This window comes from Streptomyces sp. NPDC057010, from assembly GCF_042673805.1.
Lineage (GTDB): Bacteria > Actinomycetota > Actinomycetes > Streptomycetales > Streptomycetaceae > Streptomyces.
Genome location: NZ_JBHUSC010000050.1, coordinates 1 through 25244, shown reverse-complemented (window position 1 = coordinate 25244; position 25244 = coordinate 1). Strand labels below are relative to the sequence as shown.

The 25244-nt window shown below is 72.8% G+C and carries 20 protein-coding genes and 1 pseudogene; 17 read left to right on the top strand and 4 right to left on the bottom strand.

Going from position 1 to position 25244, the window contains the following annotated elements; genetic code table 11:
- Window positions 1–357 precede the first annotated feature (357 nt).
- The 6 genes and pseudogenes from leuS (at window position 358) to ACFTXQ_RS29645 (ending at window position 9500) form a co-directional block, all read left to right on the top strand.
- Window positions 358–3228 (top strand): leucine--tRNA ligase, encoded by a 2871-nt coding sequence (leuS, locus tag ACFTXQ_RS29670; protein ID WP_382646436.1) that lies wholly within the window; start codon window positions 358–360, stop codon window positions 3226–3228.
- Between the two features lie 130 nt (window positions 3229–3358).
- Window positions 3359–4045, top strand: a complete 687-nt coding sequence (locus tag ACFTXQ_RS29665) for a hypothetical protein (RefSeq protein WP_382646434.1) — start codon at window positions 3359–3361, stop codon at window positions 4043–4045.
- Window positions 4046–4149: 104 nt separating this feature from the next.
- The gene (locus ACFTXQ_RS29660) at window positions 4150–4995 is read left to right on the top strand and encodes a DegV family protein (RefSeq protein ID WP_382646431.1); all 846 of its coding nucleotides are present in this window, start codon (window positions 4150–4152) and stop codon (window positions 4993–4995) included.
- Between the two features lie 98 nt (window positions 4996–5093).
- On the top strand, window positions 5094–6071 hold the full coding sequence (locus tag ACFTXQ_RS29655; RefSeq protein WP_382646428.1) for a helix-hairpin-helix domain-containing protein: 978 nt from the start codon (window positions 5094–5096) through the stop codon (window positions 6069–6071).
- Window positions 6068–8485: pseudogene (locus ACFTXQ_RS29650) on the top strand (ComEC/Rec2 family competence protein); the annotation flags it as partial. The gene ACFTXQ_RS29655 and the pseudogene ACFTXQ_RS29650, both read left to right, overlap by 4 nt.
- Before the next feature lie 133 nt (window positions 8486–8618).
- The gene (locus ACFTXQ_RS29645) at window positions 8619–9500 is read left to right on the top strand and encodes a YceI family protein (RefSeq protein WP_382646426.1); all 882 of its coding nucleotides are present in this window, start codon (window positions 8619–8621) and stop codon (window positions 9498–9500) included.
- 20 nt (window positions 9501–9520) lie between these two features.
- On the opposite strand, the gene ACFTXQ_RS29640 is transcribed toward ACFTXQ_RS29645, so the two are convergent.
- Window positions 9521–9781: a hypothetical protein gene (locus ACFTXQ_RS29640; RefSeq protein ID WP_382646424.1), complete on the bottom strand. Its 261-nt coding sequence runs from the start codon at window positions 9779–9781 to the stop codon at window positions 9521–9523.
- A gap of 58 nt (window positions 9782–9839) precedes the next feature.
- Between ACFTXQ_RS29640 and holA the strand changes: the two genes are divergently transcribed.
- Entirely contained in the window at window positions 9840–10832 is a 993-nt protein-coding gene (gene holA, locus ACFTXQ_RS29635) for a DNA polymerase III subunit delta (RefSeq protein ID WP_382646421.1), read from the top strand.
- A 173-nt stretch (window positions 10833–11005) separates the two neighbouring features.
- On the opposite strand, the gene rpsT is transcribed toward holA, so the two are convergent.
- Window positions 11006–11272 carry a 30S ribosomal protein S20 gene (gene rpsT, locus ACFTXQ_RS29630; protein ID WP_356868905.1) on the bottom strand — a complete coding sequence of 89 codons (267 nt, stop codon included), beginning with the start codon at window positions 11270–11272 and terminating at the stop codon, window positions 11006–11008.
- 246 nt (window positions 11273–11518) lie between these two features.
- Here rpsT and lepA point away from each other — a divergent pair, with 246 nt between their 5' ends.
- The 4 genes from lepA to ACFTXQ_RS29610 all read left to right on the top strand — a co-directional run bounded on the left by lepA (window position 11519) and on the right by ACFTXQ_RS29610 (window position 17572).
- Window positions 11519–13384 (top strand): translation elongation factor 4, encoded by a 1866-nt coding sequence (gene lepA / locus ACFTXQ_RS29625; protein WP_382646419.1) that lies wholly within the window; start codon window positions 11519–11521, stop codon window positions 13382–13384.
- A 186-nt stretch (window positions 13385–13570) separates the two neighbouring features.
- Window positions 13571–15460 (top strand): AMP-dependent synthetase/ligase, encoded by a 1890-nt coding sequence (locus ACFTXQ_RS29620; RefSeq protein ID WP_382646417.1) that lies wholly within the window; start codon window positions 13571–13573, stop codon window positions 15458–15460.
- A 224-nt stretch (window positions 15461–15684) separates the two neighbouring features.
- Window positions 15685–16917, top strand: coding sequence for a radical SAM family heme chaperone HemW (hemW, locus tag ACFTXQ_RS29615; RefSeq protein ID WP_382646415.1), 1233 nt, complete (start codon window positions 15685–15687; stop codon window positions 16915–16917).
- Between the two features lie 100 nt (window positions 16918–17017).
- Window positions 17018–17572, top strand: a complete 555-nt coding sequence (locus ACFTXQ_RS29610; protein WP_382646413.1) for a Uma2 family endonuclease — start codon at window positions 17018–17020, stop codon at window positions 17570–17572.
- Between the two features lie 5 nt (window positions 17573–17577).
- On the opposite strand, the gene ACFTXQ_RS29605 is transcribed toward ACFTXQ_RS29610, so the two are convergent.
- Window positions 17578–18378, bottom strand: coding sequence for a DUF3097 domain-containing protein (locus ACFTXQ_RS29605; protein ID WP_382646411.1), 801 nt, complete (start codon window positions 18376–18378; stop codon window positions 17578–17580).
- 28 nt (window positions 18379–18406) lie between these two features.
- Window positions 18407–19132 carry an MBL fold metallo-hydrolase gene (locus tag ACFTXQ_RS29600; protein ID WP_382646409.1) on the bottom strand — a complete coding sequence of 242 codons (726 nt, stop codon included), beginning with the start codon at window positions 19130–19132 and terminating at the stop codon, window positions 18407–18409.
- A gap of 145 nt (window positions 19133–19277) precedes the next feature.
- Here ACFTXQ_RS29600 and hrcA point away from each other — a divergent pair, with 145 nt between their 5' ends.
- From hrcA to ACFTXQ_RS29570, 6 genes are all read left to right on the top strand, one after another.
- A complete protein-coding gene (gene hrcA, locus ACFTXQ_RS29595; RefSeq protein WP_382646406.1) occupies window positions 19278–20294 on the top strand; it encodes a heat-inducible transcriptional repressor HrcA in 1017 nt (338 codons plus the stop codon).
- A complete protein-coding gene (gene dnaJ, locus ACFTXQ_RS29590; protein ID WP_382646403.1) occupies window positions 20295–21434 on the top strand; it encodes a molecular chaperone DnaJ in 1140 nt (379 codons plus the stop codon).
- Between the two features lie 146 nt (window positions 21435–21580).
- Window positions 21581–22672, top strand: coding sequence for a nitronate monooxygenase (locus ACFTXQ_RS29585; protein WP_382646400.1), 1092 nt, complete (start codon window positions 21581–21583; stop codon window positions 22670–22672).
- Entirely contained in the window at window positions 22669–23412 is a 744-nt protein-coding gene (locus ACFTXQ_RS29580) for a 16S rRNA (uracil(1498)-N(3))-methyltransferase (protein WP_382646397.1), read from the top strand. Before ACFTXQ_RS29585 ends, ACFTXQ_RS29580 begins: the two co-directional genes overlap by 4 nt.
- Before the next feature lie 306 nt (window positions 23413–23718).
- Window positions 23719–24078: a histidine triad nucleotide-binding protein gene (locus ACFTXQ_RS29575; protein ID WP_382646394.1), complete on the top strand. Its 360-nt coding sequence runs from the start codon at window positions 23719–23721 to the stop codon at window positions 24076–24078.
- A gap of 3 nt (window positions 24079–24081) precedes the next feature.
- Window positions 24082–24990: a ribonuclease Z gene (locus ACFTXQ_RS29570; RefSeq protein ID WP_382646391.1), complete on the top strand. Its 909-nt coding sequence runs from the start codon at window positions 24082–24084 to the stop codon at window positions 24988–24990.
- The last annotated feature ends 254 nt before the right edge of the window (window positions 24991–25244 follow it).

The following is a 25244-nucleotide window of genomic DNA, read 5'->3' as shown; positions in this document are numbered from 1 at the left end:
GGGAAGGGGTCTATTGCTCTTTTGTTCGCCCGCCTGGTTGGATTGCTGGTGTTCTGCTGTTCATGTCACTTTCGCTCCACGGGCACGAGGGGGGCCGGGCCCCCCGGGGGGGGGGGCCCCGCTTCTCGTTGTGCCCGCCCGTCGGAGCGCTCGCCCTTCGGAACGGCCGAGCGTCCGCGGGGGCCGCTGCGGTACCCTGACGCCATGCGTGCCGTACGCCTTCTGCTTACCGAGCCGCGCTGAACAGTGCCGACCTTCGAGACGGTCGGTATCGGCGCGGCGTCCCCTCCTGTGCGAGGGGTTTTTTCGTTTGGGCAGGCAGAGACGGCAGAGACGATCGATGGAGCTTCAGGAATCATGAGCGAGACGAACACCCCGGCCCCCGAGGCGGCCGAGGCGCACCGTTACACGGCTGCCATGGCCGCCGACATCGAGGCACGCTGGCAGGACGTATGGGACGCGCAGGGCACCTACGAGGCCCCGAACCCGACCGGTGACCTGGCCGGCGACCCCGCGGTCGTGGCGCGGCCCAAGAAGTTCATCATGGACATGTTCCCGTACCCGTCCGGTGCGGGCCTGCACGTCGGCCACCCGCTGGGCTACATCGCCACCGACGTCTTCGCCCGCCACCAGCGGATGACCGGCCACAACGTCCTGCACACCCTGGGCTTCGACGCGTTCGGCCTGCCGGCCGAGCAGTACGCCGTCCAGACCGGCACGCACCCGCGCGTGTCGACCGAGGCGAACATCGAGAACATGAAGGTCCAGCTGCGCCGGCTGGGCCTGGGCCACGACAAGCGCCGCTCGTTCGCGACGATCGACCCGGACTACTACAAGTGGACCCAGTGGATCTTCCTGCAGATCTACAACTCCTGGTACGACGCGGACGCCAAGAAGGCCCGCCCGATCGCCGAGCTGGTCGCCGCCTTCGAGAACGGCAGCCGTGAGGTCCCCGGCGGCCGCACCTGGGCCGAGCTGACCGCGGGCGAGCGGGCCGACGTACTGAACGAGTACCGGCTGGCGTACGCCTCGGACGCGCCCGTGAACTGGTGCCCCGGCCTGGGTACCGTGCTGGCCAACGAGGAGGTCACCGCGGACGGCCGCTCCGAGCGCGGCAACTTCCCGGTGTTCAAGTCGCGGCTGAGCCAGTGGAACATGCGGATCACCGCCTACGCGGACCGCCTGCTGGACGACCTGGACGCGCTGGACTGGCCCGAGGCCATCAAGCTGCAGCAGCGCAACTGGATCGGCCGCAGCGAGGGCGCGCGCGTCGACTTCGCGCTGGGCGACGAGGCGATCACCGTCTTCACCACCCGCCCGGACACCCTGTTCGGCGCCACCTACATGGTCCTGGCGCCCGAGCACCCGCTGGTCGAGAAGTTCATCCCGGCCGCCTGGCCCGAGGGCACCCACGAGGTGTGGACCGGCGGACACGCCACCCCGGCCGAGGCCGTCGCGGCGTACCGCAAGCAGGCCGCCTCGAAGTCGGACGTCGAGCGGCAGGCCGAGGCCAAGGACAAGACCGGTGTCTTCACCGGCGAATACGCGGTCAACCCGGTCAGCGGCGAGAAGGTCCCGGTCTTCATCGCCGACTACGTCCTGATGGGCTACGGCACCGGCGCGATCATGGCGGTCCCGGCGCACGACGGCCGCGACTTCGAGTTCGCGCGCGCCTTCGAGCTGCCGATGCGCTGCGTCGTGCAGCCCTCGGACGGGCGCGGCACCGACCCGTCGACGTGGGACGACGCCTTCGTCTCGTACGACGCCAAGCTGGTCAACTCCTCGAACGAGGACATCTCGCTGGACGGCCTGGGCGTCGTCGAGGCCAAGGCCGCGATCACCGAATGGCTGGACGCGCGCGGCATCGGCGAGGGCACCGTCAACTTCCGCCTGCGCGACTGGCTGTTCAGCCGTCAGCGCTACTGGGGCGAGCCCTTCCCGATCGTCTACGACGAGGACGGCGTCGCGCACGCGCTGCCCGAGTCGATGCTGCCGCTGGAGCTGCCGGAGGTCGAGGACTACTCGCCGCGCACCTTCGAGCCGGACGACGCCACCTCGAAGCCGGAGACCCCGCTGTCCCGCAACGAGTCGTGGGTCCACGTGGAGCTGGACCTGGGCGACGGCGCGGGCGCCAAGCGCTACCGCCGCGAGACCAACACCATGCCGAACTGGGCCGGTTCCTGCTGGTACGAGCTGCGCTACCTGGACCCGAACAACGCCTCGGCGCTGGTCGACCCGGCCATCGAGCAGTACTGGATGGGGCCGCGCGAGGGCGCGCCGCACGGCGGTGTCGACCTGTACGTGGGCGGCGCCGAGCACGCGGTGCTGCACCTGCTGTACGCGCGCTTCTGGTCCAAGGTGCTGTTCGACCTGGGCCACGTGTCCTCGGCCGAGCCGTTCCACAAGCTGTTCAACCAGGGCATGATCCAGGCGTACGCCTACACCGACGCGCGCGGCGTGTACGTGCCGGCGGCCGAGGTCGAGGAGCGCGACGGCGGCTACTTCTACCAGGGCCAGCAGGTCAAGCGCGAGCACGGCAAGATGGGCAAGTCCCTGAAGAACGCCGTCACGCCGGACGAGATCTGCGAGGAGTACGGCGCGGACACCCTGCGCCTGTACGAGATGGCGATGGGGCCGCTGGACGTCTCGCGTCCGTGGGACACCCGCGCCGTGGTCGGCCAGTACCGGCTGCTGCAGCGCCTGTGGCGCAACATCGTCGACGAGGAGACGGGCGCCGTCACCGTCGTCGACGGCGAGCCGGGTGAGGACACCCTGCGCGCGCTGCACAAGGCGATCGACGGGGCCGGCGCGGACATGGCGGGGCTGCGGTTCAACACCGCCATCGCCAAGATCACCGAGCTGAACAACTTCCTGACCAAGGCGGGCCGCCCGCTGGAGCGCTCCGTCGCCGAGCGGCTGGTGCTGCTGGTCGCCCCGCTGGCCCCGCACATCGCGGAGGAGCTGTGGCACCGCCTGGGCCACCGCGAGTCGGTCGTCCACCAGGACTTCCCGGTCGCGGACCCGGCGTACGTCGTGGACGAGAGCGTGACGTGCGTGGTGCAGGTCAAGGGCAAGGTCAAGGCGCGGCTGGAGGTGCCGCCGACGATCTCGGAGGCGGAGCTGGAGCAGCTGGCCGTCACCGATGAGGGTGTCGTCGCGGCGCTGGGCGGCGCGGAGATCCGCAAGGTGATCGTGCGTGCGCCGAAGCTGGTGAACATCGTCATCTGAGGTCGCCCCGTGGAGTAGGGGAGATCCCGTACGGGCAGGTTGGGGGTTCGATCGGAACCCCTGACCTGCCCGCGGCGTTTACGGTGGAGGGGACGTACAAAGAGCTGCGGGGACTGGGGAAGGGACGCTCATGGAGGCCGCGCTGATCATCTTCGCGCTGATGGTGCTTATGGCCTTTCTGGGCCTGGGCGTGTTCGTGACGGTCAAGGTGGCGAAGGCGGCCAAGCGCGGAGTCGACCGGACGATCACGCAGGCCCGGCGGACGGTGGAGGACACCACCCTGAGGGCGAAGAGCTTCGGGCAGGTCGGGGTCACGGCGGCGCTGGCGCAGCTGCGGCTGGACCTGCGGACGTCGATGCGGGCCACGCAGCAGGCGCTGTACGAGGGCGTCCGGGCGGATGCCTCGCTGAAGGAGTCCATCGGGCTGTTCGAGCGGCTGAGCGCGCACGGGCACGAGCTGGACGACGAGCTGAAGCGGCTGGAGCAGGAGCCGGACCGCGGGCGGATCGCCGACAGCCTCCCCGACCTGCGGGAGCGCACGGCCCAGATCACGCAGGCGGCGGATTCGCTGCGCTGGGCCGCCCGCGACCGCGCCCGCCGCTTCGCGGCCGACGACCTGTCCGCCCTGTCGGCCCAGATCGAGGTGGAGTCGGTCGCGCTGCGGGACTGGTCCCGCCCCTCGGTGGACGACCTGGCGGCGCCGGCGGCGGCGCCCCCGTCGTGGGACGCGGAACCGCAGGCGGCCGCTTTGAACCCGGCGGCGCCGCCGACTCCGTACCCGTGGCAGAAGACGCCTCGCCCGGAGAGCACGACCTGACGTACAGCCTGGCCGGTGTGTGAGGCGCGGGGCCGGGGGTCCGCACGGCCCTGACGAGGGGCCCCGGCTGCCGGAGCACCCCCACTGGGGGTAACCTCCGCCTCATGTCCCGCCATGTCGCCATCGTCACCGATTCCACGGCCTACCTGCCCCCACCGGCCATGGCGCGGCACGGAATCACCTCCGTCCCGCTCACCGTCGTACTCGGCGGCGAGGCCCTGGAGGAAGGCACCGAGATCTCGGCGCGCAGCCTGGCCCTGGCCCTGCAGAAGCGCCGGTCGGTCACCACCTCGCGCCCCGGCCCGGAGGAGTTCACACGGGCCTACCGGGCCGCCGTGGACGCCGGGGCGACCGGCATCGTGAGCCTGCACCTGTCCGCGGAGTTCTCCGGGACCTACGACGCCGCTGTGGTCGCCGCCAGGACCGCACCCGTACCCGTCCGCGTCGTGGACACCGGCATGGTCGCGATGGCGCTGGGGTTCTGCGCGCTGGCCGCCGCCGAGGTGGCGGAGGCGGGCGGTTCCGTGGACGAGGCCGTGGCCGCCGCGGAGAAGCGGGCGGCCGACATGTCCGCGTACTTCTACGTCGACACCCTCGACTACCTGCGCCGCGGAGGCCGGATCGGCGCGGCCCAGGCCCTGCTCGGCTCGGCGCTGGCCGTGAAGCCCCTGCTCACGCTGGAGGGCGGGCGGATCGAGATGCTGGAGAAGGTCCGTACGGCCTCCAAGGCCATCGCCCGCCTGGAGGAGCTGGCGGTCGAACGCGCCGGGTCGGGCAGCGTCGACGTGGCGGTGCACCACCTCGCGGCCCCCGAGCGGGCCGAGAAGCTCGCCCAGCGGCTCCGGGAGCGGATCCCCGGGCTGGTGGAGCTGCACGTCAGCGAGGTCGGCGCGGTGATCGGCGCGCACACCGGGCCGGGGCTGCTGGCGGCGGTCGTCTCGCCCCGCTGATCACCGGAACGGGTGGCCCGGTTATCCACAACAGGCTTGTCATCCACCGGAATTGAGCGTTCCGGACGGCTGTCGGGATGCGCCCCTACCGTCGTGGCATGACTCTTCGAACGCGTATCCCGTATCCGTCGGGCGCCACCAGTGGCCCTGGCCGTCCCCGACTCTCCGACAGCCGTCTGCGGTACCGCCGTGAGCGCCGCCGCCCCCCTGCGGAGGCCGCGGCGGCGGTGCGCAGCCGGGCCGAGGCACTGCTGGGCGGGGGCGGCCCGCCGCAGGCGCCGGCGTCCCCGCTTCCGCCCTCGCCCGTCTCCCCGGCTGCGCCGTCCGTCCCGCCGCCGCGTACGGATCCGCCCGACGGGGTCTCCGGGGCCCCGCCCGGGGAGGCGGCCGAGCTGTCCCCGGCGCTGTCCTCCGGGTCGGCGCGGAGGCTGGCCGTACGGGAACGGCTGCCGGTGTGGCTCCAGGCCCGCTGCGCGGTGGAGCCGCGCACGGTGGCCGCCGTGGGGGTGGTGCTGGCCGCCGCGGTCGGGGTCGCGGCACAGCAGTACTGGTCGGCCCGGCCGCAGCCGGTGACCGCGCCCGCGGTGGTCGCCCCCGGTGGGGTCTCCGCTACGGCACCGGCCCTCGCCGCGACGGGAGCCACGCCCGGGCCGGCCGGGGCCGGGGGGCGGGTCGTCGTCGATGTGAGCGGCGCGGTCCGGGAGCCGGGCGTGCGGCGGCTGCCCGCCGGCTCGCGGGTGGAGGACGCGCTGGCCGCCGCCGGGGGAGTGCGCCCCGGCACGGACACCTCCGGGCTCAACCGGGCCCGGGTGCTGGTGGACGGCGAGCAGGTCCTCGTGGGCGCCCCCGCGCAGCCACCGCCGGGCGGAGCGGGACCGAGCCCCGGCCCGGTCAGCCTCGGCACGGCCACGGTCGAGCAGTTGGACGGCCTGCCCGGGGTCGGGCCGGTGCTGGCGCAGCACATCGTGGACTTCCGCACCGCAAACGGGGGATTCCGTTCCGTGGAGGAGCTCCGGCAGGTCAACGGCATCGGCGAGCGGCGCTTCGCCGACCTGCGCACGCTGGTGCGGCCGTGAACCGCGGTGCGGCCGTGAACCGCGGTGCGGCCGTGAACAGTCCCGAGGGCCGGGGGCCCGCGGACCTGCGCCTGGCGGTGCCCGCCCTCGCCGCCTGGGCGGCGGCCGCCCTCGCCCTCGGCGTGCCGGCGGGCTGGAGTGCCGCCGGGGCGGCCCTCGCGGTGGCCGTCGCCGGGCTGTTGCTGTGGGCCGGCCGCCGGCGTCCCGGGTCGCTGTGGAACGTCGCCCCGGCGGCTGCCGCGGCCCTGCTGTGCGCGGCCGCCGGGGCCGGGGTGGCGGGGCTCCAACGAGCCGAGGCGCGGGCCGGGCCCGTCGCCGGGCTGGCCCGTGACCATGCCCGCGTCCACGCGGAGCTCACCGTCGGCTCCGATCCGCGGGTCCCCGTCCCCCGGGGCGGGAGCGGGCCGCCCCTGGTGGTGCTGGACGCGGTGGTGACCGGGATGACCGGCCCCGGCGGGGCGCGGACCCTGGTCCGGACCCCGGTACGGGTGCTCGCCGCGCACCCGGGATGGGCCCGGCTGCAGCCCTCCACCCGGGTCGCCGTGGTGGCCCGGCTGGCCCCGGCACGGAGCGGGGAGCGGGCGGTGGCGCTGCTGCGCCCGGCCGGCGACACCCCGCCCGCGGTGACCGGCGGCCCGGACCCCGCGCAGCGTCTGGCCGGGAGGTTGCGGGCCGGGCTGCGCGAGGCCACCGAGGGGCTCGCGCCGGACGCCAGGGCCCTGCTGCCGGGGCTGGTCGTCGGGGACACCTCCAGGGTCCCGCCGGATCTGCACGAGGCCTTCCGGGCCACCGACCTGCTGCACCTGCTGGCCGTCTCCGGATCCAACCTGACCGTTGTGCTGTTCCTGCTCATCGGGCCCCCGGCCCGCGCCCAGCGGGCCGAGCGGGGCGGGCTCGCACCCCGGCTCGGGCTCTCGCTGCGGGCGACCGCCGTGTGCGGGGCGGCCCTGACGCTGGCCTTCGTGGTGGTGTGCCGGCCGGAGCCCAGCGTGCTGCGCGCCGCGGCCTGCGGAGCCGTCACCCTGCTGGCCATCGCCACCGGGCGGCGCAGATCCCTGGTCCCGGCCCTGGGCGCCGCCGTGCTGCTCCTGGTCCTGTATGACCCGTGGCTGGCCCGCAGTTACGGCTTCCTGCTCTCGGTCCTCGCCACCGGGGCCCTGCTCACCCTCGCCCCCCGGTGGAGCGAAGCCCTGCGGCGGCGCGGTGTGCGGCCCCGCCTCGCCGAGGCGCTGGGAGCCGCCGCGGCCGCCCAGGCGGTGTGCGCGCCCGTCGTCGCCGTGCTCGCCGCCCGGGTCAGCCTGGTGGCGGTGCCGTGCAACCTGCTGGCCGAGCTGGCAGCGGGTCCGGCGACCGTGCTCGGCTTCGCGACGCTCGCGGCCGCCCCGGTGTGGATGCCCGCCGCACGGGTGCTCGCCTGGTGTGCCGGGGTGCCGGCCGGATGGATCGCCGCCGTGGCACGGGCCGGGGCGCGGCTGCCGGGGGCGGAGCTGTCCTGGCCCGGCGGGCTCACCGGCGGGCTGCTGCTGGCCGCCGCCACCGTGGCCCTCGCCGGCCTCGGCGCCCGGTACGGCCGGCGGCGGTGGGTCTGCTCCGCCCTGGCGGTGGTGCTGCTCCTCGTCGTCCTGCGGCCGCCGCAGCTCACCCGTACGCTCACCGGCTGGCCCCCGCCCGACTGGAGGTACGTCCAGTGCGCCGTGGGCCAGGGGGACGCCGCCGTACTCGCCCTCGGGCCGGGCGAGGCGCTCGTGGTGGACACCGGTCCGGACCCAGGCCCGGTGGACTCCTGCTTGAGATCCCTGGGAGTGCGCCGGGTCCCGATGCTGCTGCTGACGCACTTTCACGCCGACCACGTGGGAGGCCTGTCAGGGGTGCTCAGGGGCCGGACCGTGGGTGTGATTCAGGCCACCGCGCTGGAAGAGCCGCGGGGGCAGGCGGAGTTCGTCCACCGGACCGCGGCAGCCGCCGGCGTACCCCTTGTGCGGGCGGTCGCGGGGGAGCGCAGGCGGGCCGGTCCGCTGGAGTGGCAGGTGCTCTGGCCGCCCTCGGACGCGCCGCCGCCCGAGGGGCCCAACGACGCCAGCGTGGCCCTGCTGGTACGCGGCGCCGGCCTGACCCTGCTGCTGCTCGGAGACCTCGAACCACCAGCTCAGCAAGGGCTGTTGAGGGGGCATCCGGACCTGGGCCCGGTGGACGTGCTCAAGGTCGCCCACCACGGCTCCGCACACCAGGACCCCCTGCTGCTCGACCGGATCCGGCCCCGGCTCGCCCTCGTCCCGGTCGGCGCCGGCAACCGCTACGGGCACCCCGCACCCGGTACGCTCGCCCGGCTGCGGGCGTTGGGGGCGACCGTGCTGCGCACCGACACCGACGGCTCGATCGCCGTCACCGGAAGCGGCCCGGGGATGCGGGCGGTTCCGGCCGGCCGGCGGCGCGGGCGGCGCGGGCATACCGGGCGCGACCCTTCTGTTTGCCCACAACCCGACAGCATGATCGAATGCGTCTTCGCCAGAACGGTCCAAGTCCACACAGCACGGGGGTGCATCAGCCATGTTCGGTCGCCGACGGGGGATGGAGACGGCCGGAAGTTCCAGCCCACACGCCACCGCGACACTGACACTGCCGCCGACGGCGCGGCTGCTCAGCTGCCGGGTCCTCGACACCGTCCACCAGCCGGTCCGCCAGGCCGCGTTCGAGGTGACGGATCCGATCGGCCGCCGGATCGTCAGCGGCGAGACCGATCCGTACGGGGGGTTCACGGCGGCCGTGCCGGAGGGGGAGTACCGGCTCTCGGTCACCGCGGAGGGGTACGCGCCGTTCCACGGGGCGACGCTCGTCGGGGACCCGGCGCAGCCGGGCACGGGGGAGATCATCCTCGACGCGGTGGAGCCGCCGCTGCTGCCGCAGCCCGGCCACTGGGAGCTCGACCCGACGCACTCGTCGATCGGCTTCACGGCCCGGCACATCGGCTTCGCCCGGATCCGCGGCCGGTTCAACACCTTCGCCGGCGCGGTACGGATAGCCGACCGCATGGAGGACTCCTCCATGCACGTGATCATCGATGCGGCGAGCATCGACACCGGGGTGCGGATGCGCGACGACCACCTGAGGTCGGCGGACTTCCTGGACGCGGTCCGGCACCCCACGGTGGAGTTCTACAGCGAACGGTTCATCCACCGCAGCGGCAGCCGCTGGGCGGTCGCCGGCGCCCTCACCCTCCACGGGGTCAGCCGCTCGGTCACCCTGGACACCCACTACCTGGGGCTCGGGACGGGGCTGGAGGGCGAGCCGCGGGCCGCCTGCCGCGCCACCGCCGAACTGCACCGCGAGGACTTCACCCTGAACTGGCAGTCGATGCTGGCCCACGGGATCGCGGCGGTCGGTTCGAGCGTGGAAGTGACGCTGGACGTCCAGATCGTGCACAAGGCCTGAGGCCCGGGCCGGGGGCGCCGCTACGGGGCCTCCAGCCAGCCCTCGTACTCGGCGGCGAGGGCGTCCAGCGCGGTGGTGTCGAGCCGTTCCCGCGGGTCCTCGACGACCACCAGCCACTGGGCGTCCTCGGCGTCGTCCTCGCCGGCGAGGGCGTCGCGGACCAACTGTGGCTCCTCGGGGAGGCCGAAGCGGTCGACGGCCTCCTGCGCCACCTCCTCGGCGGCGTCACGGTCGGGCAGGACGAGTACATGTCGCACGTTCACGCGACCATTCTCGAGCATCCCGTGAAGGGGGCCGCGGCGCGGGGGGCTGTCAGTGCGGCGTGGGATGCTGGATCCGATGGCCACCAGGAAGAACTCAACCGACGATCCCCTCGCCCCGCTCACCCTCGCGGTGGGGCAGGAGGACCTCCTCCTCGACCGTGCCGTGCGGGAGGTGGTGGCGGCCGCCCGCGCCGCCGACCCCGACACGGACGTGCGCGACCTCGCCCCCGAGCAGCTCCAGCCCGGCACGCTGGCCGAGCTGACGAGCCCCTCGCTCTTCTCCGAGCGCAAGGTCCTCGTCGTGCGGGGCGCCCAGGACCTGTCCGCGGACACGGTCAAGGAGGTGAAGGCGTACCTCGACGCGCCCTACGAGGAGATCATCCTCGTCCTCCTCCACGCGGGCGGGGCCAAGGGCAAGGGCCTGCTGGACGCGGCGCGGAAGGCGGGCGCGCGGGAGGTCGCCTGCCCGAAGATGACCAAGCCCGCGGACCGGCTGGCCTTCGTGCGGGGAGAGTTCCGCACGCTGGGCCGGTCGGCGACCCCGGAGGCGTGCCAGACCCTCGTCGACGCGATCGGCAGCGACCTGCGGGAGCTCGCGAGCGCGGCGGCGCAGCTGTGCGCGGACGTCGAGGGGACGATCGACGAGGCCGTGGTCGGCCGCTACTACACGGGCCGGGCGGAGGCCTCCAGCTTCACGGTCGCCGACCGGGCCGTCGAGGGGCGGGCGGCGGAGGCCCTGGAGGCCCTGCGCTGGTCGCTGTCCACCGGTGTGGCGCCGGTCCTGATCACCAGCGCGCTGGCCCAGGCCGTGCGCGCGATCGGCAAGCTGGCCTCGGCCCCGCGCGGAGCCCGCCCGGGCGATCTCGCCCGGGACCTGGGGATGCCGCCGTGGAAGATCGACCGGGTCCGCCAGCAGATGCGTGGCTGGTCGGCGGACGGCGTCGCCGACGCCCTGCGCGCCGTGGCCGCCGCCGACGCGGGAGTGAAGGGCGGCGGCGACGACCCCGAGTACGCCCTGGAGAAGGCGGTCGTCGCGGTGGCCCGCGCCGCGCGCCCCCAGCGCCGCTAGCCAGCACGAAGGCCCCGTCCGCCACCCTGGGGAAGGGTGGTGGACGGGGCCTTCGGTCACTGCTTCGGTTGCACCGCACCCGCGTGGCGAACGCTTCGTGTGCGGCGCGGGGTGCCGGTCAGGAGCGGGAGAGAGGGCCCGCTGGGTCCTGCCCGGCGTTCACATCAGGGAGCTCAGCCCTGCAGGGAGGCAACCTTGGAGGCCAGCGCCGACTTCTTGTTGGCGGCGGCGTTCTTGTGGATGACACCCTTCGAGACAGCCTTGTCGAGCGCACGCGCGGCGGCGCGGGAAGCCACGGTGGCCTTCTCGACGTCACCGGCGAGGACGGCCTCGCGGGCCTTGCGGATCGCGGTCTTGAGCGAGGACTTGACGGCCTTGTTGCGCAGGCGCGCCTTCTCGTTCGTCTTGTTCCGCTTGATCTGGGACTTGATGTTCGCCACGAAAAGAGCCTTTTCAGGTTCAGAGTTTTGTTCTTCGGATTGTGCCTCGACAGCTGAGAGGGCATACGAGACACAGCTGCCCAGGCTACCAGGCACGCTCCGGGCAGCCCAAACCGAGCGCACTGCCCCGTCCATGGGACCATGGGAGCCTGCGTACAGATCCGACATCGCGCCGACGAAGGCGACGAGATCCGAACTTTCGCTCCGAGCTTCGTTCCGACTGCGACCCGAGAATCAGGACACTGCGTGCCCGCGATCCCCAGCCACGTGCCCGAGCCGAGCCGTACCGACCCGGCGCTGATCCGCAACTTCTGCATCATCGCGCACATCGACCACGGCAAGTCGACCCTTGCCGACCGGATGCTCCAGCTCACCGGTGTGGTCGACCAGCGGCAGATGCGCGCCCAGTACCTCGACCGCATGGACATCGAGCGTGAGCGAGGCATCACGATCAAGTCCCAGGCGGTCCGGTTGCCCTGGGCTCCCACCACGGGCGAGGGTCAGGGCAGCACCCACATCCTCAACATGATCGACACCCCCGGGCACGTCGACTTCACCTACGAGGTCTCGCGCTCCCTCGCCGCCTGCGAGGGCACGATCCTCCTGGTGGACGCGGCCCAGGGCATCGAGGCGCAGACCCTCGCCAACCTGTACCTGGCGATGGAGAACGACCTGGCGATCGTCCCGGTCCTGAACAAGATCGACCTGCCGGCCGCCCAGCCGGAGAAGTTCGCCGAGGAGCTCGCGAACCTGGTCGGCTGCGACCCCGACGACGTGCTGCGCGTCTCGGCGAAGACCGGCATGGGCGTCGACGCGCTGCTGGACAAGGTCGTCGCCACCGTCCCGGCGCCGGTCGGCGTCAAGGACGCCCCCGCCCGCGCGATGATCTTCGACTCGGTCTACGACTCGTACCGCGGCGTCGTCACCTACGTCCGTGTGGTCGACGGCCAGCTCAACAAGCGCGAGCGCATCCGGATGATGTCCACCGGCGCCACGCACGAGCTGCTGGAGATCGGTGTCTCCTCGCCCGAGATGACCCCGGCCGACGGCATCGGCGTCGGCGAGGTGGGCTACATCATCACCGGCGTGAAGGACGTCCGCCAGTCCAAGGTCGGTGACACCATCACCAGCCTGAACAACGGCGCGACCGAGGCCCTCGGCGGCTACAAGGACCCGAAGCCGATGGTCTTCTCGGGCCTGTACCCGCTCGACGGCTCGGACTACCCGGACCTGCGCGAGGCCCTCGACAAGCTCCAGCTCAACGACGCCGCGCTCGTCTACGAGCCGGAGACCTCCGCGGCGCTCGGCTTCGGCTTCCGCGTCGGCTTCCTCGGCCTGCTCCACCTGGACGTGGTCCGCGAGCGCCTGGAGCGCGAGTTCGGCCTCGACCTGATCGCCACCGCGCCGAACGTGGTCTACCGGGTGGTGCTCGAGGACGGCAAGGAAGTCACCGTCACCAACCCGAGCGAGTTCCCCGAGGGCAAGATCAAGGACGTCTTCGAGCCGGTCGTGCGGGCCACGGTGCTCGCGCCCACCGAGTTCATCGGCGCGATCATGGAGCTGTGCCAGCAGCGCCGCGGCACCCTCCTCGGCATGGACTACCTCTCCGAGGACCGCGTCGAGATCCGCTACACGCTCCCCCTCGCGGAGATCGTCTTCGACTTCTTCGACCAGCTGAAGTCCAAGACGCGCGGTTACGCCTCCCTCGACTACGAGCCCACCGGCGAGCAGTCCTCCAGCCTGGTCAAGGTCGACATCCTGCTGCACGGCGACAAGGTCGACGCCTTCTCCGCCGTCTGCCACAAGGACGCCGCCTACGCCTACGGCGTGCGCCTGGTCGCCAAGCTGCGCGAGCTCATCCCGCGGCAGGCGTTCGAGGTGCCGATCCAGGCGGCCGTCGGCTCGCGCGTCATCGCCCGCGAGACCATCCGCGCCATCCGCAAGGACGTCCTCGCCAAGTGCTACGGCGGTGACATCTCCCGTAAGCGGAAGCTGCTGGAGAAGCAGAAGGAAGGCAAGAAGCGGATGAAGATGGTCGGCTCCGTGGAGGTCCCGCAGGAGGCCTTCATCGCCGTCCTGTCGAGCGACGAGTCCGGCGGCAAGAAGAAGTAGCCGCTCGCCCGTAGACGAAAACAGGCCCCCGCGCGGACGCGCGGGGGCCTCTTTCGTTATGAATCGGCCGCTCGCGGGCTCTTACGTACCAGGCGGAGGGCCCCTACTCTGATCACGGTTCGATGGTTACTCGCCAGTTACAAGACCCTGAATGAACAGCCCCTGCCGCTGGTCCGGAGGACGTCCGTGAGCGACACACAGACCTTGATCGAGAACCGCCCGCCCACCGTGGCGGCCCTCTTCCTTGAGCGCGTCGCCGCCACGCCGCATGCGGAGGCGTACCGGTTCCCCGTCCCGGCGGCCGGCGGCCAGGGCCCCGACGACTGGAAGTCGCTGAGCTGGGGCCAGGCGGCCGAGCGGGTCTTCGCCATCGCCGCCGGGCTGATCGACCTCGGTCTGGGGTCGGAGGACCGGGTCGCGCTCGCCTCCAACACCCGCGTCGAGTGGATCCTCGCCGACCTCGGCGTCATGTGCGCCGGCGGCGCGGTCACCACCGTCTACCCCAGTACGAACGCGGAGGAATCGGCGTTCATCCTCGCGGATTCCGAGAGCCGGGTGCTCATCGCGGAGGACGCGAAGCAGCTGGCCAAGGCGCGCGAGCGCCGCGCCGACCTGCCGAACCTCGCGCACGTGGTCGTCGTGGAGGCGGCCGACGCCGTCGCCGCCGAGGGCGACCCCGACGGCTGGGTGCTCTCGCTCGCCGACCTCGAGGCGCGCGGCAACGAGTACCTCGCCAAGCACCCCGAGGCGGTCAAGGAGCGGATCTCGGCCATCACCGCCGACCAGCTCGCCACGCTCATCTACACCTCGGGCACGACCGGCCGCCCCAAGGGGGTCCGGCTGCCCCACGACAACTGGTCGTACATGGCCAAGGCCACGGTCGCCACCGGCATGATCTCCAGCGACGACGTCCAGTACCTGTGGCTGCCGCTGGCCCACGTCTTCGGCAAGGTGCTGACCTCCGGGCAGATCGAGGTCGGGCACGTGACCGCCGTCGACGGCCGGATCGACAAGATCATCGAGAACCTGCCGGTCGTGCAGCCGACCTACATGGCGGCCGTCCCGCGCATCTTCGAGAAGGTCTACAACGGGGTCGCCGCCAAGGCGCGGGCCGGCGGCGGGGCCAAGTACAAGATCTTCCAGTGGTCGGTGGGCGTCGCCCGCGAGTACGCCAAGGTCACCCAGGACAACTTCCGCCGCACCGGCCAGGCGACCGCCCCCTTCGGCCTCGCCACCAAGCACAGGATCGCCGACGCGCTCGTCTACTCCAAGCTCCGCGAGGCCTTCGGCGGCCGGCTGCGCGCCGCCGTCTCCGGCGCCTCCGCCCTGGCCCCCGAGATCGGCTACTTCTTCTCCGGCGCGGGCATCCACATCCTGGAGGGCTACGGCCTGACGGAGTCCAGCGCCGCCTCCTTCGTCAACCCGGGCGAGGCCTACCGCACCGGCACGGTCGGCAAGCCGCTCCCCGGCACCGAGGTCCGCATCGCCGACGACGGCGAGGTCCTGCTGCGCGGCCCCGGCATCATGCAGGGCTACCACGGCAAGCCCGAGCAGACCGCCGAGGTCCTGGAGTCCGACGGCTGGCTGCACACCGGTGACATCGGCGAGCTGTCGCCCGACGGCTACCTGCGGATCACCGACCGCAAGAAGGACCTGATCAAGACCTCGGGCGGCAAGTACGTCGCCCCGGCCGAGATCGAGGGCCAGTTCAAGGCGATCTGCCCGTACGTGTCGACCATCGTCGTGCACGGCGCCGACCGGAACTTCTGCTCCGCCCTCATCGCGCTCGACGAGCCGTCGATCCTGGGCTGGGCGGCCGAGAGCGGGCTGGAGGGCAAGACGTACGGCGAGGTCCTGGCCGCGCCGGAGACGGCACGCCTGATCGAGACGTACGTCCAGACCCTGAACGAGGGCCTCCAGCGCTGGCAGACGGTCAAGAAGTTCCGCATCCTGCCGCGGGACCTGGACGTGGAGCACGGGGACCTCACGCCGAGCCTGAAGCTGAAGCGGCCGGTCGTCGAGCGTGAGTTCAAGCACCTGATCGACGAGATGTACGAGGGGGCCCGCGAGGCCTAGCGCTTGCCGCGGCTCGGCGGGGGCGGGGCGGTGGACCGCCCCGCGGACCCCGCCCTTGCCGCGCCGTGGTCCCCTGCGGGTCCGCTGCTGGGGCTCCGCCCCAGGCCCCGCGCCTCAAACGCCGGCGGGGCTGAAAGATCGCCTCAAACGCCGGCGGGGCTGGATTTGCCCGCCTGGGTTCGCCGGTGCGGCCGCAGGGTCGGCTTGTGCGGGATGATGGGTGCATGCCTTCCGCACTGCCCGATGGGGAACCCATGCCCGAAGACGGCGCGCTGCCGTCGCACGTCCTCGTGGGGGCGGGGGAGCGGCCGCTCGGGTTCTACCTGCACGTCCCGTACTGCGCCACGCGCTGCGGGTACTGCGACTTCAACACCTACACGGCCACCGAGCTGCGGGGTACCGGCGGTGTGCTCGCCTCCCGGGAGAACTACGCCGACACCCTGATCGACGAGGTCCGGCTGGCGCGCAAGGTGCTCGGCGACGACCCGCGGCAGGTCCGGACCGTGTTCGTGGGCGGCGGTACGCCCACGCTGCTGCCCGCCGCGGACCTCGTACGGATGCTCGCGGCGATCCGGGACGAGTTCGGGCTGGCCGACGACGCCGAGGTGACCACCGAGGCCAATCCGGAGTCGGTGAATCCCGAGTACCTGGCCGAGCTGCGGGCCGGCGGCTTCAACCGGATCTCCTTCGGCATGCAGAGCGCCCGGCAGCACGTCCTGAAGGTGCTGGACCGCACGCACACCCCCGGGCGGCCCGAGGCGTGCGTCGCCGAGGCCCGGGCGGCGGGCTTCGAGCACGTCAACCTCGACCTGATCTACGGAACCCCGGGCGAGTCCGACGACGACTGGCGGGCTTCTCTGGAGGCCGCGCTCGGCGCCGGGCCCGACCACATCAGCGCCTACGCGCTCATCGTCGAGGAGGGCACCCAGCTCGCCCGCCGGATCCGCCGCGGCGAGGTCCCGATGACCGACGACGACGTGCACGCCGACCGCTACCTGATCGCCGACGAGGTCATGGAACGGGCCGGGTACTCCTGGTACGAGGTGTCGAACTGGGCCACCTCGGAAGCCGGCCGCTGCCTGCACAACGAGCTGTACTGGCGCGGCGCCGACTGGTGGGGCGCCGGCCCCGGTGCCCACTCGCACGTGGGCGGGGTCCGGTGGTGGAACGTCAAGCACCCCGGCGCCTACGCGGCCGCCCTGGCGGAGGGCCGCTCCCCGGGGGCGGGGCGCGAGCTCCTCTCCGCGGAGGACCGCCGGGTCGAGCGGATCCTGCTGGAGCTGCGCCTGGTCGACGGGGTCCCGCTGTCCCTGCTGACCCCGGCGGGCCTGGCGGCTTCCGGCCGCGCCCTGGCCGACGGCCTGCTGGAGACGGCCCCGTACGAGGCCGGGCGCGCGGTCCTGACCCTGCGGGGGCGGCTGCTGGCGGACGCGGTGGTGCGGGACCTGGTGGACTGATCACTCCCGGGAGTGAATCGCTGCGAAGTGGGGCGGGTGCGGCCTAGCCTGTTCGTAGCCTTCTGTCGCAAGCCCGGCGGCAGAAGTGGAGGGCACGGAGATGACCGCTGTGGACGATCGCCGGATGACCGAGTACTTCGAGAGCTTCGAGGCTCCCGAAGGGTTCAAGGTCGAGCTCCTCAGGGGGGAAATCGTGATGATGGCCGGGCCGGACGTGGTCCACAACCTGATCGTCTTGTTCGTACAGCGACAGATCCCCATGGATCGCTGGTACCCGCTCCAGACGCAGGACGTGGACATTCCGGCGGAATCGTCCGAGCCGCAGCCTGACCTCGTGGTCCTCCCGATCGAGGCAGCGCCGGAGTCGGGCCGTCTGCTGCCCGCCGGGGCCCTGGCGATGGTGGTCGAGGTCGTCTCCAAGACCAGCAAACTGCGCGACTACGTGACCAAGCGCTCCATCTACGCGGGCGGCGGCATCCCCGCCTATCTGATCATCGACCCCTTCCAGGCCAAGTGCGTGGTGCTCACGGAACCCTTCGGTGCCGGAGAAGAGGCCGACTACCGGAACGAGTGGACCGGCAAGTTCGGTGAACCGGTACCGCTCGACGTTCTCGGCGTCACGCTCGACACCACCGAGTTCAGCACCCTGCCGTAGCCCGGTCAGGGCGCCGTGACGAAGTCGATCAGCTCCTCCACCCGCCCCAGCAGGGTCGGCTCCAGATCGCGGTACGAGGTCACCCGGGACAGGATGTGCCGCCAGGCGGCCCCCGTGTTCTCGGGCCAGCCCAGCGCCCGGCAGATGCCCGTCTTCCAGTCCTGGCCGCGCGGGACCGCCGGCCACGCGCCGATGCCCAGCGCCGACGGCTTCACCGCCTGCCAGACGTCCACGTACGGGTGGCCCACCACCAGGACGTCCGGCGAGGTCACCGACGCCGCGATACGGGATTCCTTCGAGCCGGGGACCAGGTGGTCCACCAGGACGCCGAGGCGGGCGTCCGGGGCCGGGCCGAACTCCGCCACGACCGCCGGGAGGTCGTCGATGCCCTCCAGGTACTCCACCACCACGCCCTCGATGCGCAGGTCGTCACCCCAGACCCGCTCCACCAGCTCGGCGTCGTGCCGCCCCTCGACGTAGATCCGGCCCGCCCGCGCCACGCGCGCCCGGGCGCCGGGGACTGCGATCGACCCGGAGGCGGTGCGGGCCGCGGCCGCCGGCGCCCGGGACGGGCGGACGAGGGTGACGACCGCCCCCTCCAGCAGGAAACCCCGCGGCTCCATCGGGAACACCCGCCGCTTGCCGAACCGGTCCTCCAGGGTCACCGTGCCCGCCTCGCAGGCCACCACCGCGCCGCAGAAGTCCGTACCGGCCACCTCGACCACCAGATCGGGTTCGGCCGCCACCTCGGGCACGGCCTTGGGGCGCTTCCGCTGCGGGGTCAGGTCGGGGGAGTACTCGCGCATCCGGCCGACACTAGGAGAGCCGCGGCCGTCATGCCCCCGACACGCCGAAACGGGCCGCCAGTGTGGCGCGTTGCGCACGCACGAAGCCCGCGTCGACCACCGCTCCGTGACCCGGCACGTACAGCGCGTCCTCCCCGCCCAGCGACAGCAGCCGGTCCAGGGCGGCGGGCCACTGCCGGGGCACGGCGTCCGGGCCCGCCTGCGGCTCCCCGGACTCCTCCACCAGGTCCCCGCAGAACACCGTCTCGCGCTCGCCCGGCACGAAGACGGCCAGGTCGTGCCCGGTGTGCCCCGGCCCCACGTTCGCCAGCAGCACCTGCACCCCGCCCAGCTCCAGCGTCCACTCGCCCGACACCAGGTGCTTCGGCGGCACCAGCAGGTCCACCGCCTCGGCGGCCTCGGCCTCCGCCAGGCCGTGGCGGACCGCGTCGCCGCGCAGCTCCTCGGCGCCCGTCGACAGCAGGGCGTCCAGCCCGACCGCGCCGTAGAACTCCGCGCCCGCGAAGGCCGCTCCGCCCAGGACGTGATCGAAATGGGCGTGCGTGAATGCGATATGGGTCACGTGCCGGCCCGTCAGCCGCTCCGCCTCGGCCCGTACCGCGGCGCCCTCCCGCACGCACGAACCGGGATCGACGAGGAGCACCGAGTCGTCCCCCACCACCAGTCCCACCGTGCAATCCCACACCGGAAGCCGCCTTCGGCCGGTCCGCCCGGTCAGCCGTTCCCAGCCCGCCTCTTCCCAACGCACGTCCATGCCGCGACGCTACCCTGGCGGGCCTCCCTTGCCAGGGTCTGACTACCCGGCCGTACACTGAGCGGGGGATCTCTGGCACTCGAACGATCAGAGTGCCAGTCGACAGGCAGCGAACTAGGCAACGGACCAGCTGGAGGTGTGCGCGATGCTCAGCGAACGCAGACTCGAAGTGCTGCGCGCCATCGTCCAGGACTACGTCGGGACGGAGGAGCCGGTCGGCTCCAAGGCGCTCACCGAGCGGCACCGTCTCGGCGTCTCGCCCGCCACCGTGCGCAACGACATGGCCGTGCTGGAGGAAGAGGGCTACATCGCCCAGCCCCACACCAGCGCCGGCCGGATCCCCACCGACAAGGGCTACCGCCTCTTCGTCGACAAGCTGGCGGGGGTCAAACCCCTGTCGTCGCCCGAGCGCCGGGCCATCCAGAACTTCCTCGACGGCGCCGTCGACCTCGACGACGTCGTCGGCCGCACCGTGCGGCTGCTCGCGCAGCTCACCCGGCAGGTCGCGGTCGTCCAGTACCCCTCGCTGACGCGCTCCACCGTGCGCCACGTCGAGCTGCTGTCGCTGGCCCCGGCCCGGCTGATGCTCGTCCTGATCACGGACACCGGGCGCGTCGAGCAGCGGCTGATCGACTGCCAGGCACCCTTCGGCGAGGCCTCGCTCGCGGACCTGCGGGCGCGGCTCAACAGCCGGGTCGTCGGCCGCCGTTTCACCGATGTCCCCCCTCTCGTCCAGGACCTCCCCGAATCCTTCGAGGCCGAGGACCGCGGCACCGTCTCCACCGTGCTCGCGACGCTCCTCGAAACCCTGGTCGAGGAAGCCGAAGAGCGGCTGATGATCGGCGGCACCGCCAATCTCACGCGCTTCGGACACGATTTTCCCCTGACGATCAGGCCGGTGCTCGAAGCGCTGGAGGAGCAGGTCGTGCTCCTCAAGCTGCTGGGCGAGGCCAACGAGTCGGGAATGGCCGTACGGATCGGGCATGAGAATGCCTACGAAGGACTGAACTCCACGTCCGTGGTGTCGGTCGGTTACGGTTCGGGCGGCGAAACAGTCGCCAAGCTCGGCGTGGTCGGACCGACCCGCATGGACTACCCCGGAACGATGGGAGCGGTACGCGCAGTGGCACGTTACGTCGGACAGATCCTGGCGGAGTCGTAAGTGGCCACGGACTACTACGCCGTTCTCGGCGTGCGCCGCGACGCATCGCAGGATGAGATCAAGAAGGCGTTCCGGCGGCTCGCGCGCGAGCTGCACCCGGACGTGAACCCCGATCCCAAGACGCAAGAGCGTTTCAAGGAGATCAACGCCGCCTACGAGGTCCTCTCGGACCCGCAGAAGAAGCAGGTCTACGACCTCGGCGGCGACCCGCTGTCCTCCTCGGGCGGTGGCGGCGGCGCGGGCGGTTTCGGCGCGGGCGGCTTCGGCAACTTCTCCGACATCATGGACGCCTTCTTCGGCCAGGCCTCGCAGCGCGGCCCGCGCTCGCGGACCCGCCGCGGCCAGGACGCCATGATCCGCCTCGACCTGGAGCTGGACGAGGCGGCCTTCGGGACCACCAAGGACATCCAGGTCGACACGGCCGTCGTCTGCACCACCTGCTCCGGCGAGGGCGCCGCCCCCGGCACCTCCGCGCAGACCTGTGACATGTGCCGCGGCCGCGGTGAGGTCTCGCAGGTCACCCGGTCCTTCCTGGGCCAGGTCATGACCTCGCGCCCCTGCCCCCAGTGCCAGGGCTTCGGTACCGTCGTCCCGACCCCGTGCCCCGAGTGCGCGGGCGACGGCCGGGTCCGCTCCCGCCGCAGCCTCACGGTCAAGATTCCGGCCGGCGTCGAGAACGGCACCCGGATCCAGCTCGCGGGCGAGGGCGAGGTCGGCCCCGGCGGCGGCCCCGCCGGCGACCTCTACGTGGAGATCCACGAGCTGTCCCACCCGACCTTCCAGCGGCGCGGGGACGACCTGCACTGCACGGTGACGATCCCCATGACGGCCGCGGCCCTGGGCACCAAGTGCCCGCTGGAGACGTTGGACGGCATGGAGGAGATCGACATCCGGCCCGGCACCGGCTCCGGGCAGTCGATCCCGCTGCACGGGCGCGGCGTCACGCACCTGCGCGGCGGCGGCCGAGGCGACCTGATCGTCCACGTCGAGGTCACCACCCCGACCAAGCTGGACGCCCAGCAGGAGGAACTGCTGCGCCAGCTGGCGAAGCTGCGCGGCGAGGAGCGGCCGATGGGTCAGTTCGCGCCGGGGCAGCAGGGCCTGTTCAGCCGTCTGAAGGACGCCTTCAACGGCCGCTGACGGACACGGGATCCGATCACCGAGCCCGGCCGGGGGACGCCCCCGGCCGGGCTCCGTGCATCCGTTCCGGCCACGCCGGGAAGCGGACTATGCCAGGCGAATGCCGTGATTCGGTCCCCTGAGCGGGACATGGCACGATGCAGTCCATGTCCTCCGCACCGAACGGTCTCTCTCCCCATCCGATCGTGCAGGCTCCCATGGCGGGCGGCGCCTCCTGCCCGCCCCTCGTCGCCGCCGTGTGCGAAGCGGGGGCACTGGGGTTCCTGGCCGGCGGCTACAAGACCGCCGACGGCATGTACCAGGAGATCAAACGGGTGCGCGCGCTCACCCGGCGCGCCTTCGGCGTCAACCTCTTCATGCCGCAGACCGGTTACGTGGACCCGGCCGCCGTGGAGGCCTACCGCGGGCAGCTGGCCGGCGAGGCCCGCTGGTACGACGTCTCCCTCGCCGACGAGGACATCATCGGCACCAGCGACGACGGCTACGACGCCAAGCTGGCCATCCTCCTGGAGGATCCGGTCCCGGTCGTCTCCTTCACCTTCGGCTGTCCCGCGCCCGCGGCGCTCGCCGCCCTGCGCAAGGCCCGTACGTACACCGTCGTCACCGTGACCTCCGTCGAGGAGGCCCGCGCCGCGCAGGAGGCGGGCGCCGACGCCGTCTGCGTCCAGGGCGTGGAGGCCGGCGGCCACCAGGGCACCCACCGGGACGACCCGCAGGCCGACGGCACGGCGGCCGTGGGCCTGCTCGCGCTGGTGACCGAGGTACGGGAGGCGGTGGCCCTCCCGATCATCGCCGCGGGCGGCCTGATGCGGGGCTCGCAGATCGCCGCGCTGCTGGCGGCCGGCGCGGAGGCGGCCCAGCTCGGGACCGCCTTCCTGGCCTGCCCCGAGTCGGGCGCGCACCCGCTGCACAAGAAGGCGCTGACGGACCCGCTGTTCGTACGGACCGAACTGACCCGGGCGTTCTCCGGGCGGCCCGCGCGGGGGCTGGTGAACCGCTTCATGCGGGAGCACGGGCCCTACGCCCCGGCCGCCTACCCGCAGGTCCACCACCTGACCTCGGGGCTGCGCAAGGCGGCCGCGGAGGCCGGCGACCCGCAGGGCATGGCCCTGTGGGCGGGCCAGGGGCACCGGCTGGCGCGGACGCTGCCCGCGGGGGAGCTGGTGGAGGTGCTGGCGGCCGAACTGGCCGAGGCGCAGAGCACGTTGAAGGCAAGACAGATGAGGAGTGCGTCATGACCGCCCCGGTGTTCGTGGTCGAAGAGGTCCCGGCGGGACCGGAGTTCGTCCTGGAGGGCCCGGAAGGCCGGCACGCGGTGTCCGTGAAGCGGCTGAACCCGGGCGAGGCGGTGGTCCTGGCGGACGGCCGGGGCGGCTGGGCGGAGGCGGTCGTGAAGGCGGCGGAGGGCAAGGACCGCCTGGTGGTCGCGGTGTCCTCGACCGGACTGGAACCGGAACCGGCCGTCCGGATCACCGTGGTCCAGGCCCTGCCCAAGGGCGACCGCGGCGAGCTGGCCGTCGAGACCATGACCGAGACGGGCGTGGACGCGATCGTGCCGTGGCAGGCCTCGCGCTGCATCACGCAGTGGCGCGGCGACCGCGGGGCCAAGTCCCTGGCCAAGTGGCGGGCCACGGCCCGGGAGGCGGGCAAGCAGTCCCGCCGGGTCCGGTTCCCGGAGGTGGCCGAGGCCATGTCCACGAAGCAGGTGGCGGCGCTGCTGGCCGGCGCCGACCTGGCGATGGTCCTCCACGAGGACCGCGACACCCCCTCGGAGGCGCTGGCCACGGCCGAACTGCCCGCCGCGGGCTCCGTCGTGCTGGTGGTCGGCCCGGAGGGCGGGGTCTCCCCGGAGGAGCTCGCCGCCTTCGCCGAGGCGGGGGCCCACCCCTACCGCCTGGGCCGCTCGGTGCTGCGGACCTCCACGGCGGGCACGGCCGCGACGGCGGTCCTGCTGGCCCGGACGGGCCGCTGGTCCTGACGGAGCGGCCCTGCGGCCGCACCGAGCGGCCGGGTGCCGACGGGGCGGCCGCGCCGCCCGCGTCGCCCGCGGTCGCACGGACCGGCCCGGCCCCGGCACGACGGGCCCGGCCAGGCCCGGCCCGGCCAGGACCGGCCCCGGCACGACCGGCCCGGCCAGGGCTCAGTTCCCGACTGGGTCGCGGCCGGGGCCCGGGCCCGCCCGGCCCGGTGCGGGCCCGGGTGGGGTCGACCGCAGCCCGCCGCAGGCGGTCGGCTGGATACGATGCCCCGACCGATCACGATCACCCTTACGAGAGGCAACGCAATGGCCGGGGAACCGCAGGCCGACTGCCTGTTCTGCAAGATCGTCACGGGGGCCATCCCGGCGACGGTGGTCCGGGAGACCGAGACGACCGTCGCCTTCCGGGACATCAACCCGCAGGCGCCCACGCACGTGCTCGTCATCCCCAAGGTGCACTACCCCGACGCGGCCTCCCTCGCGGCCGCCGAGCCGGCCGTCGTCGCCGACATACTGACCGAGGCCGGGCGGATCGCCGCCGACGAGAAGATCGACGACCACGGCTACCGGGTCGTGTTCAACACCGGCCCCGGCGCCGGCCAGACCGTCTTCCACGCGCACCTGCACGTCCTCGGCGGCCGCGGCCTCCAGTGGCCGCCCGGATAGTCCGTGTCCGTACGCGAATTCGTGGTGCTGGGCACCGCCAGCCAGGTGCCCACCCGCCACCGCAACCACAACGGCTACCTGCTCCGCTGGGACGGCGAGGGCATCCTCTTCGACCCGGGCGAGGGCACCCAGCGCCAGATGCTCCGCGCCGGGGTGGCCGCGCACGACATCAACCGGATCTGTGTCACCCACTTCCACGGTGACCACAGCCTCGGCCTCGCCGGGGTGATCCAGCGGATCAACCTCGACCGGGTCCCGCACCCGGTCACCGCGCACTACCCGGCCTCGGGGCAGAAGTTCTTCGACCGGCTGCGGTACGCGACGGCCTACCGGGAGACGGTGGTCATCGACGAGGAGCCGGTGGCCGCGGACGGGCCGCTGGCCCGCGGGGCCTCGTACGTGCTGGAGGCGCGGCGGCTCTCGCACCCGGTGGAGTCCTTCGGCTACCGCATCGTCGAGCCCGACGGGCGGCGGATACTGCCGGAACTGCTCGCGCGGCACGGGATCAAGGGGCCGGACGTCGGCCGGATCCAGCGGGACGGCGAACTGAACGGGGTCACCCTCGAAGAGGTCAGCGAGCCGAAGCCGGGGCAGCGGTTCGCGTTCGTCATGGACACCCGGCTCTGCGATGGCGTGGGCGAGCTGGCGGAGGGCTGCGACATGCTGGTGATCGAGTCGACCTTCCTCGACGAGGACGCGCGACTGGCCGCCGACCACGGGCACCTCACCGCCGGGCAGGCGGCGGGGGTGGCGCGGGACGCGGGGGTCCGGCACCTGGTGCTGACGCACTTCTCGCAGCGGTACACCGACCCGGCGGAGTTCGAACGGCAGGCGCGGGGGGCGGGGTTCGAGGGGGAGCTGACGGTGGCGGCGGACCTGGTCCGCGTACCGCTCCCGAAACGGGGCCCCTAGCGGGGGCTCGGCCGTTCCCCTGGCGGGGGCTTCGCCGGGGCCGGGGCGGGTGCCGCTCGTGGGGGCTTCGTGGGGGCCGGGGCCGGGGACGGGGTGGGGTGTCGTCCGGGACGGGCTTCGATGTTCGGCGCCCTGTCCGGGTTGTTCTGCCGGGCGGGAGCTTGCGCCGAATTCATCTCGTTTTAGTCCCGGCCGACACCCCACCCCGTCCCCGACCCCGACCGGCACATCCAGTCCCGGCCGGGCACACATTC